The organism is Streptomyces sp. NPDC056987, assembly GCF_042673865.1.
GTDB lineage: Bacteria > Actinomycetota > Actinomycetes > Streptomycetales > Streptomycetaceae > Streptomyces.
Genome location: NZ_JBHURV010000066.1, coordinates 1 through 14,650 on the forward strand (window position 1 = coordinate 1; position 14,650 = coordinate 14,650).

10 protein-coding genes, 1 tRNA gene, 1 other RNA gene and 1 pseudogene are annotated in these 14,650 nt (G+C 68.0%); 2 read left to right on the forward strand and 11 right to left on the reverse strand.

All coding sequences use genetic code 11. The annotated features are described in order from the left end of the window. A partial coding sequence (locus tag ACFTZC_RS40425) for a DNA polymerase III subunit gamma and tau (RefSeq protein WP_382898926.1) occupies positions 1-1,436 on the reverse strand: 1,436 nt, incomplete at its 3' end. A gap of 54 nt (positions 1,437-1,490) precedes the next feature. Next, an RNA gene (ffs, locus tag ACFTZC_RS40430) (signal recognition particle sRNA small type) lies at positions 1,491-1,589 on the reverse strand. A 72-nt stretch (positions 1,590-1,661) separates the two neighbouring features. Between ffs and ACFTZC_RS40435 the strand changes: the two genes are divergently transcribed. Continuing rightward, positions 1,662-1,749 (forward strand) — tRNA-Ser (locus tag ACFTZC_RS40435). Positions 1,750-3,609: 1,860 nt separating this feature from the next. Here ACFTZC_RS40435 and ACFTZC_RS40440 read toward each other — a convergent pair. Further along, positions 3,610-4,863 (reverse strand): hypothetical protein, encoded by a 1,254-nt coding sequence (locus ACFTZC_RS40440; protein WP_382898929.1) that lies wholly within the window; start codon positions 4,861-4,863, stop codon positions 3,610-3,612. A 70-nt stretch (positions 4,864-4,933) separates the two neighbouring features. After that, on the reverse strand, positions 4,934-6,040 hold the full coding sequence (locus tag ACFTZC_RS40445; RefSeq protein WP_382898930.1) for an OmpA family protein: 1,107 nt from the start codon (positions 6,038-6,040) through the stop codon (positions 4,934-4,936). A gap of 280 nt (positions 6,041-6,320) precedes the next feature. Between ACFTZC_RS40445 and ACFTZC_RS40450 the strand changes: the two genes are divergently transcribed. Then, positions 6,321-6,872, forward strand: coding sequence for a hypothetical protein (locus ACFTZC_RS40450; RefSeq protein WP_382898932.1), 552 nt, complete (start codon positions 6,321-6,323; stop codon positions 6,870-6,872). Between the two features lie 19 nt (positions 6,873-6,891). Here the strand turns inward: ACFTZC_RS40450 and ACFTZC_RS40455 are convergent, their stop codons facing one another. The 7 genes and pseudogenes from ACFTZC_RS40455 to uppS form a co-directional block, all read right to left on the reverse strand. Further along, complete coding sequence (locus ACFTZC_RS40455) at positions 6,892-7,767, reverse strand: hypothetical protein (protein WP_382898934.1); 876 nt, start codon at positions 7,765-7,767, stop codon at positions 6,892-6,894. Further along, complete coding sequence (locus ACFTZC_RS40460; RefSeq protein ID WP_382898935.1) at positions 7,764-9,893, reverse strand: hypothetical protein; 2,130 nt, start codon at positions 9,891-9,893, stop codon at positions 7,764-7,766. The genes ACFTZC_RS40455 and ACFTZC_RS40460 overlap by 4 nt, the downstream gene beginning before the upstream one ends. Then, entirely contained in the window at positions 9,890-10,660 is a 771-nt protein-coding gene (locus ACFTZC_RS40465; protein WP_382898936.1) for a hypothetical protein, read from the reverse strand. Before ACFTZC_RS40465 ends, ACFTZC_RS40460 begins: the two co-directional genes overlap by 4 nt. 121 nt (positions 10,661-10,781) lie before the next feature. Beyond that, a complete protein-coding gene (locus ACFTZC_RS40470; RefSeq protein WP_382898937.1) occupies positions 10,782-11,501 on the reverse strand; it encodes a Crp/Fnr family transcriptional regulator in 720 nt (239 codons plus the stop codon). Positions 11,502-12,000: 499 nt separating this feature from the next. Further along, a pseudogene (locus ACFTZC_RS40475) lies at positions 12,001-12,168 on the reverse strand (DNA-binding protein); the annotation flags it as partial. An 82-nt stretch (positions 12,169-12,250) separates the two neighbouring features. Then, positions 12,251-13,720 (reverse strand): oxygenase MpaB family protein, encoded by a 1,470-nt coding sequence (locus ACFTZC_RS40480; protein WP_382898938.1) that lies wholly within the window; start codon positions 13,718-13,720, stop codon positions 12,251-12,253. Then, the gene (gene uppS / locus ACFTZC_RS40485) at positions 13,717-14,475 is read right to left on the reverse strand and encodes a polyprenyl diphosphate synthase (protein WP_382898939.1); all 759 of its coding nucleotides are present in this window, start codon (positions 14,473-14,475) and stop codon (positions 13,717-13,719) included. The genes ACFTZC_RS40480 and uppS overlap by 4 nt, the downstream gene beginning before the upstream one ends. Between the last annotated feature and the right edge of the window lie 175 nt (positions 14,476-14,650).

Consider the following 14,650-nt stretch of genomic DNA (forward strand, 5'->3'; position numbering starts at 1 on the left):
GCCCCGGGCCGCTGGGGCTCGGCGGCGGGCGCGGGCGCTGGGGCCGACGGGGCTGCTGGGGCCGATGGGGCTGCTGGGGCGGCCTGGGCGGGCGCGGCCTGGGCGGCGGCCTGCGCGGCCTGCGCCGCGGCGGCGGCGCGAGCGGCGGCAGCGGCGGGATCCTCCACCGGAGCGGGCGGCGGTACGGGGGCGTGACCGCCGGGCCCGGGAACATACCCGGCCGCGGGCCCGGCCCCCGCTCCGGAGAAGGCGGCCCCGGCGACCGAGGCCGAGGCGGCGGCGCCCCGCTCCAGCCGGTCGAGGCGGGCCTGGACCGAACGCTCGTCGTCGAACGCCGCGGGCAGCAGCACCCGGGCGCAGATCAGCTCCAGTTGGAGCCGGGGCGAGGTCGCGCCACGCATCTCCGTCAGCCCCGTATTGACGAGATCGGCGGCCCGGCTCAGCTCGGCCGCGCCGAAGACGGACGCCTGGGCCTGCATCCGCTCGACGACATCGGCGGGGGCGTCGATCAGCCCCTTCTCCCCCGCGTCCGGCACGGCCGCCAGAATCACCAGGTCCCGGAGCCGCTCCAGCAGGTCGGCGACGAAGCGCCGCGGGTCGTTGCCGCCCTCGATGACCTGATCCACGACCTCGAAGGCCGCGCCGCCGTCCCCCGCGGCGAACGCGTCGACCACGGCGTCCAGCAGCGAACCGTCCGTGTACCCGAGCAGGGCCGTGGCCATGGCGTACGTCACACCGTCGTCGGCCGCGCCGGCCAGCAACTGGTCCATCACGGACATCGAGTCACGCACGGACCCGGCACCGGCCCGTACGACGAGGGGCAGCACCCCGTCCGCGACGACGGCGCCCTCCCTGCCGCACACCTCGGCGAGATAGTCACGCAGCGTCCCGGGCGGCACCAGCCGGAACGGATAGTGGTGCGTACGCGACCGGATCGTCCCGATGACCTTCTCGGGCTCGGTGGTCGCGAAGATGAACTTGAGATGCTCCGGCGGCTCCTCGACCACCTTCAGCAGGGCGTTGAACCCCGCCGAGGTGACCATGTGCGCCTCGTCGATGATGTAGATCTTGTAACGACTGCCGGCAGGCCCGAAGAAGGCCTTCTCCCGCAGATCACGCGCGTCGTCCACGCCACCGTGCGAAGCCGCGTCGATCTCGATGACATCGATCGACCCCGGCCCGTTCCTGGCCAGGTCCCGGCACGACTGACACGTACCGCACGGGGTGGGCGTGGGCCCCTGCTCGCAGTTCAGACACCGCGCGAGGATGCGCGCACTGGTCGTCTTCCCACAGCCACGCGGCCCGCTGAACAGGTAGGCGTGATTGACCCGGTTGTTACGCAGGGCCTGCTGGAGCGGGTCAGTGACATGCTCCTGCCCAATGACCTCGGCGAACGACTCGGGGCGATAACGGCGGTACAGCGCAAGGGACGACACACCTACGACGATATCGGCCCCCTACGACAAACCCGCCTCCCACCGCCACCCCACAACGCAAGCGCCCCCCACGCACCCGCCAGAGCCGACCTACCCTTGCTGCCTTCCGGCCCTGGGGGAGTTCAGTCAGATAGCGCCACGTGAGGGGCTCCGCACACAGTACCCGATCCGAACCCCCGCGAACGAGTTCGCGAGCACGGCCCAGCGTCTTGTATTGTTTGCCGCGGAGGATTCGCCTAGTGGCCTAGGGCGCACGCTTGGAAAGCGTGTTGGGGGCAACCCCTCACGAGTTCGAATCTCGTATCCTCCGCCAGTGCCTCACCGGGCACTAACGTCGAAGGGCCCCACCGTGAGGTGGGGCCCTTCGACGTTGTCCGTCCCGGTTTCCATCTCAGGTGCCCTCCGACGGCTCCAGGAGCATGTCGCCGGCCTGCTGCCCGACCTTCCCGGAGCATGGGCCGGTGATGCGCGTGTACGGGGCGCTCTCCCGAGCTCTGAGCGGCATTGCCCATAAGGAGCGCCGCAGCTTCCGTTCCCCGCGCCGTACGCCCCTGAGAGTCTGGCGAAGGTGACCTTCTTTGGGCAGACCCAAGGTCCACGCCTCCGTTCCTGGCCAGCCAGGAGTTGCCGCCCCCAGCGCGTACAACACCGCAGTGCGGGCGCGGTGAGCCTCGTCGTTGCGGCCACCGCGGAGTTGCAGAGCGGCGCATTTCCCAGGGGTCGTCGCACCACGTGATCACCGACGTGTGGCGGCGAGCAGTTCAGGCAGACGCTCGGCTGGGGTTCCCAGCCGAGCGTCTTGCGTGGGCGACTGCCGAGTTCAGCACGCGACGGCAGTCAGGCGTCGCTGCCTGCAGGCATGACTAGGTCTCGGTCTGTCCACTGGCGAATCTCGCACCCGCATCGATGTCGTCATAGAGCACCCGCACGTCCTGGATACCGAGTCCACGCATCAGATCAGGCAGACGCACGACATAGCGTCGTCCCACCTTCCGCAGGGTGCAGGGGAAGTCGCCCCGCTTGGCTCGCCGGTATGCAGTAGCCAATCCCAGGTTCAGCGCATTCGCAGCCGTCCTGAGATCCACCTCGGCGGGAAGTCCGGAGATCTCCGAGAACGGGACGGACTCATCACGACGGCGTGTCATCTGCAGGCCCCCGCATTTCGAACAGTGAATCTTGTCCCATCGGTGTGGGGTGGGCTTCGGTACACGCCGGGCGCGGCCGGGCGCGCCGGAGCTGGCGCACTCGGCGCACATGCGTCAGGAGTCCCAATCGGTATGCCAGAGAACCCAAGCGCTCACCTTGCGCCCGCTGGGCGAGTGCGATGGACATCGCGTCGCCCCGCACGAGGTCGCAGTCCGCTGTCGTCAAGACAAGCTGGTCGGTTACCAAGCCTTTCATCACGTCCCACTCCCCGATTGGCGTCTCGTGAGGGCTCCGCCGCCCTGTTTTCCATCCGACGGCGAACGCCGCATCAACCAGGTGCTGCTCGGCTCCCGCAGGGTCCGCCCTGCCGAGAGTCCGCACCCCCTCCAACGCTCCTTGCAGCAGCGCGGAACACGCGTCGGCCCGTTCCGCCCCCGTATGCCGGGCGATCACGCGTGCTGCCCCCCTCAAGCGGGGCGCGAGCAGCCAGAGGACGATCAATGTCCACCGCTCTTCCCGCCGGCTCCCAGTCTCTTCGCGAATGTGGTGCGCGATGTGACACCAGGCCTCGACGCGTGCAGGGCTACCCAAATCCTCGTGGACAGCCTTGGAACGCAATTCGTTCAGCGAGATGCCCTCCTCGTTGCAGAGAGGCACGGCGTCTACCCCTGTGCGCAAGCACATGCGCGTGTCTGCATATTGGTCCTCCACCCATCTGCAGACGCGGGTGAATGGGTTGCTGGACAGCGGAACGGTCATTGCTCTGTCCTCTCACGTCCTGTTTCGGAGCTTTTCTGTGCCGAGTTACCGGGACCGGATTGGGAAGCCACGCCCACTCCCGAGACGAAGCCTTCTGGCACCACCACTACGGAAGCCTCCCGGTAGGGGCCTTCGGCCGGCGGCCCTGGAGCATCCAAAAGCCGTTGGATCAATCGCCTATACAACCGGCGGTTGCCCCGGGACGGCTCCAACAGGGCCGAACGGGCAGCTGCGGCAGTGCTCTCGGTGCTTTTCTGCCGCCCAACCATCAGGCCGGTCCGAGTTGACGGTCGATGCGGTCGATCAGATCTGTCCGGCGGTCGCGTAGCTCAGAGGGAGTGCATGTGACGGTGATTCGGTGAGCTTCGACCAGGGGTCCGAGTTCTGGCGGGGGCTCAACCACGCCGGAGAAGAGCGGCGCCATCCAGGCAGTCGCCGGCGCCGGCGGCTCCGTTCCGTCGAGCAGGACGGCCGGAGCGGGCGGGATGTGGCCTGCCTGACCGTGCAGCATACGGGCGGCGAGGATCGCGGCCTCCCAGACTCGCATGCTCTCCAGTCGTACCTGTGAGGCCAGTTCGTCACGCAGCGCGCACAGGTCACTCCACGCTCTCTCCTGCTTGCGCAGGGCAGATCCCACCCTCCACACCAGCAAGGCGTAGGTCATCCGAGCGCGCAACAGGCCACGGCGAGCCTCGACTGCGCTGTCCGCGTACGGGTTATAGGCCACGATTTTCATAGCCACCGCGGTGATCGCGAGCACGAGCATCAACAAGGCGACCCACCCGGGCGCGAACCTGGCTCCCTCGATGCCCTCGTCCCCCACCCCCGCGTCACGGGCCCGCAGCAGGGCCCACGCGGTGACAGTCGTCAGCACGGCAAGCAGGTAGAGAGCGGGCAGGCTGAGAGAACCGAGCAACGAGAGCACGGGGCGACGCGCGCGCAGGGCGTGCAGCCGCTCGCGTACACGGTGCAGGGGAGCCGCGATCGTGTATCCGGAGAGCATCAGGGCCAGGGCGAGAACGGCACCGGGCAGGAAGGAGACTGTCTGCTCGACCAAAGAGGCCGCTGCCTCATTGACGGTGAGGTACTGGAAGACCTGCATGAAATACCAGGCGTCGAACACCGCCATGGCGGCGATGATCGGCCAGCGCAGTACCCGTATCCACAGCTCGCGGCGACGTCGGTCGTGGGCGCCATCCTCCGCATGACGTGCCTCGACTGCCTCATGCGCCCTACGGGCCGTCCGGAGTGAAGCCATCGCCTCGAAACGAGCCAGGGCTTGGACGGCCTCCTCCGTCCGGGCGTGGGCGCGAATCGTACGCGCGCGGGCAGCCGCGAGTTGTTCTCGGTTGTGGCCGACAAGCTCTGCGACCTCGCGGGCCGCGCGCAACAGCATCCGCATCTCGCCGTTGTCCAGATGTTCCGGGGCGCGTTCCGGACCTTGCTCCGCGCTCTTCACCAGGTGCCGTATGTCGCATCCGCAGCCGTGATGGCAGGGGATGCCTTGATGGTTCTGGGACATGTATGACGTCCTTTTCTGCGAGTGGTGAAGGAGTGCCTCCTCAGCGCGGTGTGCACCGGGTGAGAGGCGGTCATCGGCGCACCGTGACAGCGATCTCCACCCGGCGGTTGCAGGCCATGGCTGCGTAGTCCGGAGCCCCGTCTCGGTACTCGGGGGTGCAGGTGGGCCGGTCGTCGGAGTAGCCGTGGGCGGAATCGACCGCGATCCCACGTCCGGCGAGGGCTGACCGTACGGCCTGCGCCCGGGCCAGGGAGAGCTGCCTTCCGCGTCGTTCGCCCCCACGGGAATCGGTGTGCCCGGAGACGGAGACCACGAGGGGATCGAGTTCCCGGATGCGAAGCGCCGCTCGGTCCAGGGCGCTCCGTGCCGCAGGTGACAGCTCCGCGCGGTCGGTGTCGAAGAGGACGGACCCGGGAAGGGTGATCGTGGTGACCCGGCCCTTGGGCCGTTCGGAGACAGCCGGGTAGGTCACCTGGGGTTCCGCCGTGCCGGCCGCGGTTCCCTTCCCTGCCTCGGGCTGCGAAGCCCGGGCAGTAGCGGCCACTTCGCAGGATGATGCTCCGGTCGCCTCGCACAGCTGTGTCCACAGAGCGGTCAGCCAAGCGGTCTGTGAGGACGACGGTGCCTCGCCCCGAGGCGAGCGGCCGATGCCGAGGAGGTCCACCTCGGCTCCCTTCAAGTCCGGCAGCTCGCCCGCCCTGCGGCAGCGTTCCACCGTCGCTTTGATCTCCTCCGTGCCGTCGAATCCGGCGGAGCGCAAGTCCGCGCAGCCGGTATTGGTCAGCCCGTCGGTCGCGACCACGATCTTGCGGTCACCACGTGCGGAGCTGAGCTGGTCGGCAGCTGCGGCGAGTGCGCCCAGAACATCCGTACGATCGGCGCCCGGCGCTCCGGCGGACAGCTCCCGCAGTCGTTTCTCCAGACAGCGGCGCTGAGCGCTCCCTCGATCCTTCTTCAGCGTGTCGTTGCCCTTCACCGGTGTGACGGACACCTGGTCCACGCCCCAATCGACAGTGGCCCGGGTTCCGTCGAAGCCGGCGACGGAGAGAAATCCTCCCTCCAGTTCCTTCGGCGCAAGCCCCTCGGCGGCCACGAGCGTGGCTGCCCAGTCCGGCACCCGTACCCCCGGCCCGCTCGCCTTGTCGGGCCGGGTGGAAGAGCTGCGGTCAAGGAGCACGGCGGTACGTGGCCGATTCTTTCCCCTGTCGCCTGAAGCGTCGTCGGAAACACGGTCCAGCCAGGCACAGGGCCGCACGGTGGGCGCCTCGAAGGCGCTGCACCCACTGCCCGCGACCAGGGCGGTCAGCGTGAATGCGGCAGAGAAGAGCCGAGTGGGAGACATTCGCATCAAAGGACTCATTGAACCCTCCAGGATGAAATACGTATTTATGACTTTTGTCGGACTGCGGGGAGGGAGTTACTGGGATCTCTCGACCACTCGGTCCTAGGAGGCCCTCGTGTCCAATCCCGTACGCCCCACCAGGAGCCCATCCGGAACGACCACCTCGGACACGCCCGAGACCGCAGGCCTGGAGACCGGACTGGCCATTTGCGCCTCGCTTCGCGACGCGGCCCAGTTCGCCGACGCGAAGGTTGGAGTTCTCAGTGCGGTGCAGGCAGGGCTGCTGGCCACAGCCCTGCCGCAGAGGGACGTCGTACAAGAGGCTTGGGAGCGTGGTGGGCCAGGAGCCTGGATCGCCTTCTGTTTGCTGCTCTTGCACGTGACCGGGTTCCTGCCGGCCGTCTACTGCGTCGTACAAGCGCTGCGTCCCCGGTTGGGGCCGCCGCCTGTCCCCAACCGGTTCAGCCTGCCGCTGCTGGCCGTCGCCGACGGCACCCCTCCCCCAGCGGATCAGGACCGCGAACGGCGGGAGATCTGGCAGCTGATCCCGGTACTGGCCCGGGTGGCGATGACCAAGCACCGGTACATAGCCCGGGGAGTGATCTGGACGGGGCTGATGGCGGTGGCAGCCGGACTCTCCCTCATCACCGGCCCGCTGCTGTCCTGAGAGATCGCGCCGCGTTCCGTCAGCTCCTGTTCTGCTGAGGCAGCGGCTCGGCCGGGCCGCCCCTGGAAGCGGGGGAGCCCGGCAGCTCAAGACCGAACAGCCGCATGGCGTGGCCGAGCTGCTTCTCGTTGGTGATGACGAATTCGAAGAGGTCCCGGTCCTGGTACCCCTTCACCTGCCGTTCCACGATCTTGACGAACTCGTCGAGCTGTTTCTGCCTCTGCTGGAACATGTCCCCGACCTCGGTGGCCGCTTGATCCGGCCTCTCGGCGAGCAACACCGCCCACGGTGTCAGCCAGGACAGCACCTCATCGCCCTGGCGCACACCGGCGAGCCCACTGGCCAGGAACGTGCGCCACTTCTCGGAGACCTGCCCCAGCAACTCCACCTGGAGCGCGGACTTCGCATACCGGTGCTCGATGTCCTGGAGTTCCAGGGCGGCCTTACGCTGCCGCTCGAGCACCTCCGGCGAGGGGTGGATATAGGCGACGGTACGGCAGCGCACGAGCCCGTTCTCAAAGCATTCGCCTGGTCGCAGTTCATCGTTGACAGCCAGCTCCGCCTCCTCTGCCCGGAACGGCTCGTAGAGGCGTGCGATGTCACGAACCCGGTCGAGGAGGTACTGCGGCATTGCCTCCTGGTGACTGTCGATGGCACGATCCAGCGTCTCCTGGTCCAAGCGCCCTTCGGCACACCATTCGCAGCGGATCTCGACCCGGAAGTCGAACCCGCCACCCCTGGAGGGGGTTTCGAACGAAACGGTGGAGTTGCGGTGCACCTTCTCCGTCTCCGGCACATCCGCTGGCGTAGCCGCGAAGGGCAGAAACGGCTCCGACAGACCGCCGAACAGAGCGCGCACCCATGCCAGAGCACTGCGGCGTCGTGTCCTGATCACATCGACCACCTTTCCGTCACGAGGGATCCGATATGGGCTGCCGCTTCGCCGTCCGGCAGCTGATGACCCCACAGCCGCAGGTAGAACAGGAACCGCTCACGCATGTCGTCGCCCTCGGTACCCGGCTCGGGCAGCTCGGCGATGAACTCGGCCACGAGTTCATCGAGCCCCGGCTCCTCGCCGGCCCGCTCCACCCACATCCGGATGGCGTTCCACCCGTACCCGCGGTGGTGTCGGGTGGGACTGAGCAAGACCTGCCGAGTGAGCCGCAGAAGGTCGGCACGCGGGCCCTGCTCGCTCAGGAAGGCCGTGACAGCTTGCGCACCTCGAAATCTGCTGAGCCGAACAAGGCACTTCGCAGCGTCATCCCGCAGCCAATGACGGGACGATGCGGACCAGTTCGCCAGTCGCTCCAGCACCTGGTCCCGCGAGCCGGCCGCATAGATCTCCCTCACGGCGTCCCCCACACTCCACATCCCCGATTGGGCGATCTGCTCCAGACCGTTCAGTGCCTCGGTGGGGAACATCGCGCCGATCCGGGTTCCGTACGCGGTCTGTGCGCATTTCCGGAAGCTATGCCGTTGGGACCAACGCCGCAGCAGCAGCTGAACGCGGGAGGTAGACAACCCTTCGGTCACCGCTCGCTCCAGCGCCCACGCCGCCGCGAACTGCCGCCGGGGAGCGTGCTCCTTGTCAACGGCCCAGCCCACCAGGAGCTCTTCGAGTACGTAGTTCCAGTCGAAGGTGGCAAGGAGACCGACCGTCTGCGCGGCCGACACCCGGATCTCCTCCTCCCCTCGGACGACGAGGCTGTCCAGCCACTCCAGCAGTGGGCCTCGTGCCCCGCTGTGGTCATGCCACAGCACCTCCATGACCGCCTCGCCGAGCCCGTGGTGGCTGACATGAACCCGGCACTCCGGATGCCGGGCACCCACTCGGTGCCCGTTTCGGTCGATGAACTCCACGTCAGCATCGCCCAGCCAGTCCTGCACGCTCTCCCGGAACAGCGGCATCTCGGGTACGGAAGACGGTGAGCGCACGCCGTGCAGCAGCTCGGCAAGCCGGTGGGACTCCCGGCTGACCCGGCTCAGGGTTGTCCCGTCAAGTACCACGCAAGCCAGCAGGAAGGCCCTGGACCACAAGGACACTTCCGCCTTCATGGTGTCGTCGCCCTCCGTCGCGGGGTGCGGCCCCAGCAGCTTCGCCGCCTTGACCCGCAACTCGTCCCCGAGCCCCTGCGCAATCCGGTCGATGTCATCGCCGTCCCGCACCCGCCGTGCCAGCCGGCGGGCAAGAAGGGTGATCTTGTGCATGGACCGGCGACCGCGCAGGTCCTCTCGGAGGCGCTGGTGCTCCAGGAGCTTGTGGCAGCGCTCCGGCTGATCGGCGAGCAGGACCGTCAGGTGTCGCTCCAGCACTTCGAACCGCATGTCGACCGCGATCTCGTGCTCGACCACGTGCCCGTCCAGGCCCCGGACCGCAACCTGGTCGTCGACGACGATCACCAGCGGGGAGCGTCCGTAGGTCGCTTCCCGTAACCGGATGAGCAAGTGCGCACTCAGCTCGTTGGCCCACTTCCTGCCGTCGCTCTGGACCACGTGCCCCCGGCTCGGTTGAAGTCCGCCGTCCTGCCTGACGAGTCGGCGCACCCCCGCGTCCGAGTCCAGCATTACGACACCGGTCTGCATCACCTTTCGCGCGGCGAGCAGTGCCGTGGTGTTCCGCCCGGTACCAGGAGCGCCACGCAGCACCGCGACACCGTGCTCGACCAGATGCTTGACCAGACCTTCATAGCTGGCGGGCGGGACGTAGAACTCGCTGAGTTCATCCAGGTAGTCTTCGGGGATCCGACCGTCGATCGGGTCAATATCCGGAGTGAAGTAGTTCTTGTACATCGTCCCGGCGGCGTCCCCACTGCCGAAGCCGACGGCTCTGCTCTTGATCCCCCCTTCGACTGATGCCGCGAACAGGCCCTGTTCGCGCAACCGACGGATGTGGTCGGCCTGGTCGTCAGCCGTTTCCACGGACACGTCGTCCTGCCCGGTGGCAGACGGTTCCGCCGATGACTCATCAAGGGATTCGTTGACGGGATCGGTTATGCCGTCCATGGCAAGCACGCCCGTCACCGCTCGTACTTTTTGTGCATGGTCTTCGCCGCGTCTCCGCTACCGAAGTGGAAGACGCCGCCCTTGTTCCTCTTCACCACATTGGTGGGTACGGGGGACGGGCCCTGGTCCGGCTCTGGCTCCGAGGCAGAGACCAGCGGTTCCAGTTCTTTCGGGCCATGTTCCGGCACGTGGATCCACCCGTAGCCGCTGAATTCCTTCTCCTGAACATGCACCTGGACGTACCGGGCCGGGTCCAGGCCCTCTCCCTCGCCTCGAAGCCTGACGACATCCTGGTAGAGCCGGTCGGAGACGATGACAGCAAGATCGGTCGAGTTGATGGCCTTCAGCACCCGTTTGAGCACGCCTGCATTGAGGTAACGGGCCACGGAGACCGGCGCGGGACCGCTGTGGCCAAGGGCGGCCGTACGTGCCACACCGAAGTCGATGGCCAGCCTGAGCCGCATCCGCTCCTTCTCGGCGCGGTTGGCATTGGACTCGCCGAGCCGAGTGGCCAGATTCCGCACGAACCCACCGAGCACCTCCGGCTCAGGAGTATCGAGCGGCAGCACGGCGAACTCCTGGTCACCCTGCGGCTGACGATCCCACGCTGTACGGTCCAGGCCGCTGAGCACCGCGGCCTCCTCCAGCACCCGGACCAGGTCGGCCTGGATCGTCTCCTGGTCCGGGGTGTCGCGGCAGCTGTACTTCTCCACGTCGGCGGCCATGCAGAGATGGCGGGTGATGATCTCCTGCGAGCGGGACCACGAATGCGACTGCGATGTCATGGGATCGGTTCTCCTGCCTGCCGTAGTTGGTGTGCGCGTCAACTGTGCAGCCGGGTATGGAGAACACCGCTCTAGGTCATAGAAATACGGTTTTCGACAAGAGATGTGGGACGTACACGCGTTACCGGAGAGGTGGCCCCAGCCTGGCGATTTCTCGCAGCCGGGCCAGATCGAGAACCACGTTGCGTCGGTAGCCAGTCGTGATGAGGCCGTCTCTGCGCAGCTCGGCGAGCGCCTTGTGGATCGTGACTTCCGCCGAGCCGGTGAGTGCGGCCAGTTCCGGCTGAGTGAGATCGACACCGATGGCTAACCCGCGGGGGACCGGATGTCCGTAAGACACGGCTAGTTCCGCGATTACGCGGGCGAGCCGCACCTTGACGGGGTACCCTCCGAACTCCACCCGCCGCTGGTTCGCCCAGCGCAGCCGACGGACGACGATCCGGTTGACTGCCCGCGCGGCCTCGGGGTGGGAAGCAAGGAATACCCGCAAATCTGATTCGCGAACGACGCTGGCGGCGATCTCCCCACAGGCAGTGACTGTGGCCGATCGGGGCGCGCCGTCGTCCATGGCAGCCATCTCGCCGATTATGTCCCCGCCGACCCGGATGGCGAGCAGCGCCTCGTGGCCGCTGTCCAACTGGGCAGTGACCTTGACGAATCCAGAGCGTAGGAGCACCACATGGTTGGAGTGGTCACCCTCACGGATCAAGACCTCCCCGGGCAGATAACGGCAGCGGGTTCCCAGTCGCAGCAGACCAGTACGAATACCTTCTGACAGCCCGCCTAGAAAACTTCTGACGGGCCACTCCTGCTGCCCTTGGGATTCGGACTCTGTTGTCAAGCTCCCACCTTCTCCGCCGCGACTGTGATCCGTGCCCGACTCGGGAGATCCCTTCGATCTCAGAAGAGCAGCTGAGAGCGCTGTACGACAGAGAACGAACATCATGAGTTGATGCGCCGGGCGCACACCCGGGCGCACAACGCCCAGCTCAGCTCCTCGGCATCGATCCGGCCGGTCCACCGCTGACCTGCCGCCCGTCGAACCTTCGAGCTGGGCTTCCCACTGCGTCGGCCAGGCCTCATAGGGGTCTGAGTTCTGGTCTCGTTCACCGGCGTAACAGCACCGTACGGACGCCTCAGTTGCCCCCGGATCCGGCTCCGGTCAGAACTGTTCCGAAACGTTCCCGCCCCGGACAAACAGTTGGGAAACATGCCGCGAAACGACCAACGACGGCACCCGAGGGCGCGGCCCGGCGCAAGGCGGTGGGCTGCCCACGGCGCTCGGGCGAGTACGGACAGGCCGACCCACGTTCCCGGGGTGTTCGAGTCCTGAGCGTCGACTACACGGCGACGAGGCGTACCTTGTCGCCGCAGAGCTTCGTCATGTCATCGATGTCCGAGGTGAGCATGACCACTGGGCGGCGTTGCCGCAGCGCCATCTCGGCCACGGCCGCGTCGATGGCGCATTTGTGGCCGTGCAGCCCGGCGTTGATCAGTATGGCCGAGGCACCTCCTCCGCCGTTGCTCTCACGGCCGGCAGACGGCCGTCCGTACCGATGGTGTCTCCGGGTGTCGATGGGGATACGTCCACTACGCGTCCGCGAGCAGTGGGTCGTAGGGGGTCGAGCGGCGGCGGCCGGACATGAAGGAGAGGAAGTCCTTGACGAAGGCCGCGCGGGAGTAGCTTCCTTCGGCGTCGGACACGGTGCGTCGGAAGCCGGTGCGGAACAGGGTCCGGTACTCGTCCGCGTCGATGTACTGGTTGCCGTCCGTGTCGGTGACGTCGAAGAGCACCTCGGCGACCCTGATCAGGGCGGGTCCGGCGAGGGAGGGGACGGCGGCGGCGTACTCCTCCTTGCTGACGCGGCCGTCGCCGTCGGTGTCGAGGGCCGCCTGGAGTTCCCGCCACCACTCGGCGAACGCCTGGTAGAGCCTGGTCTCCGCCGGCTCGTCCAGGTCTAGGCGGGTGGACAACTCCCGTGCCATGGCGGCGAGATCGGGCCAGTCCAGATAGCCGTTGCCGGTCTGGTCGAGGACCGCGGTGAAGAATTCGTCGGCGCTCCGCCGGGTCGGGAGATCCTCGGCGGGACCGGACGGCGGCACGGGGAAGGGGGTGACCAGCCGGAACAGGGCTCCCGCCCGTTTCATACGGCCGCGCAGCGCGGTGAGGGTCGCGGCCTGGGCGAATGCACCGTCGTCGCCGTCCGGGGGCCAGGTCAGGGACAGCAGCTCGGTGACGTTCTCGGTCCGCAGCCAGTTCTCGGGCAGGAAGCGGGCCAGGCCGGCGGCCAGGTAGGCGCCCTGCATCAGCGTCCGGGCGCCGGGGACTTCGGGGAGGCCCGCCCGCCGGCGGAAGGACTCGGGGAGGGACGCCACGGTGATCGTGCCGATGAGCGGGCCGGCGAACGCGCGACCCGCCGCCCAGACGGTGGGCAGGCCGTTCAGCAGGGGCGGTGCCGGGAGATGGTCGAAGAGCTTGTAGAGGATGATGCGCAGCGCCTCCGTGTTCTCCAGCACCTCCTCGACCATGTGGTCGTAGTACGGCCAGAACTCGGCCAGGGTGGAGGGAAGGTGGCCTGGAGCGTCCCCCAACGCCGCCAGGAACGCGTGGTATTCGGCGTAGAGCCGCTCCATGGTCTCCTGGTCGAGCGGCTGTCCGCTCAGCCGGCACATGGTGACGGAGCTCTCGAAGAGCGTCGCGACCACCCAGGCGCGGACCTCGGGGTCCATCGCGTCGTACGGCCGGTCCCGCGCGTCGGTGCCGCTCAGCCGCGCGTGCAGGCGGTTGAGCCGCGCGGCCTCCTTGCGCCGCGCTTCGTCGTCGGGGCCGAACATGCGCTGGAGGCTCACGAGGGTGTTGCGCAGCCGCCGCCACGGGTGGGCCACGAACGTGGAGTTGTCGGTCAGGGCGGCGCCGATCCGCGGATGGGCGGCCTCCAGGACCGTGGCCCTGACCACGGCCAGGGCCCAGCGCGGATCGTTGAAGAACCGGTGGAACTGCGAGTCGGGGCCGAAGAGGGATCCCGGCCGCGGTGGTTCGCTGACGTGCGTGTCCGTCACGGGTGCGGTTCTCCGTTCGTGTACGGCGCCACCGCGCCGAAGCGGCGGTCGCGCTGCCGGTAGGCGCCCAGGCACTCCAGGAAGTGCGGTGCGCGGAAGTCGGGCCAGAGCACCTGCGGGAAGATCCATTCGGCGTAGGCCACCTGCCAGAGCATGAAGTTGGAGATGCGCTGTTCTCCGGAGGTCCGGATGACGAGATCCACGTCGGGCGTGTCGGGAAAGGGCAGATGAGCGGCGAACCGCCGCTCGTCGACGGCGTCGGCCGGCACCCCGCTGCGGATGAGGGAACGCGCCGCCTCGACGATGTCGCCGCGCCCGCCGTGGTCGAACGCCACGGTCAGCGTCAGCCCCCGGTTCGCGCTGGTCAGCGTCATCAGGTCGGCGAAGTCCCGGGCCAGCGGCGCGGGGATCCTCGGGTCGGTCACGCCGAGGAACCGGCAGCGGATGCCGCGCGCGTGCAGCAGCGGGGCGTGTTTGCGCACCACCCGGCGCACCAGGCCCATGAGGAAGTCGACCTCACCGCTCGGGCGCCGCCAGTTCTCGGTGGAGAACGCGTACAGGCTCAGCCACTCCACCCCCGCCGTCCTGGCCGCCTCGATGACGTCGATCACCGTCGACTCCGCCGCCCGGTGCCCCGACGTACGCGGCAGGGAGCGCCGCGCGGCCCACCGGCCGTTCCCGTCCATCACGCACGCGACGTGGCGTGGCACCCCGGCCGACGGGGCGGACGTGCCGTCGGGACGTTCGGGCGTCATACGTACGCCACCGGCCGGTGCCGTCGGCCTTGCCACTGCTGCCGCTGCCGCTGGCGCAACGCGCTCCCCCCTCCACCCGGCGTCACTCGGATCGACACTCAGCAGAGTGCCGGTATCCGGCCCCGGGCACGGCGCGATCTCCGCCCGTTCACCTCTCGATCGTCCGTACGGCGTG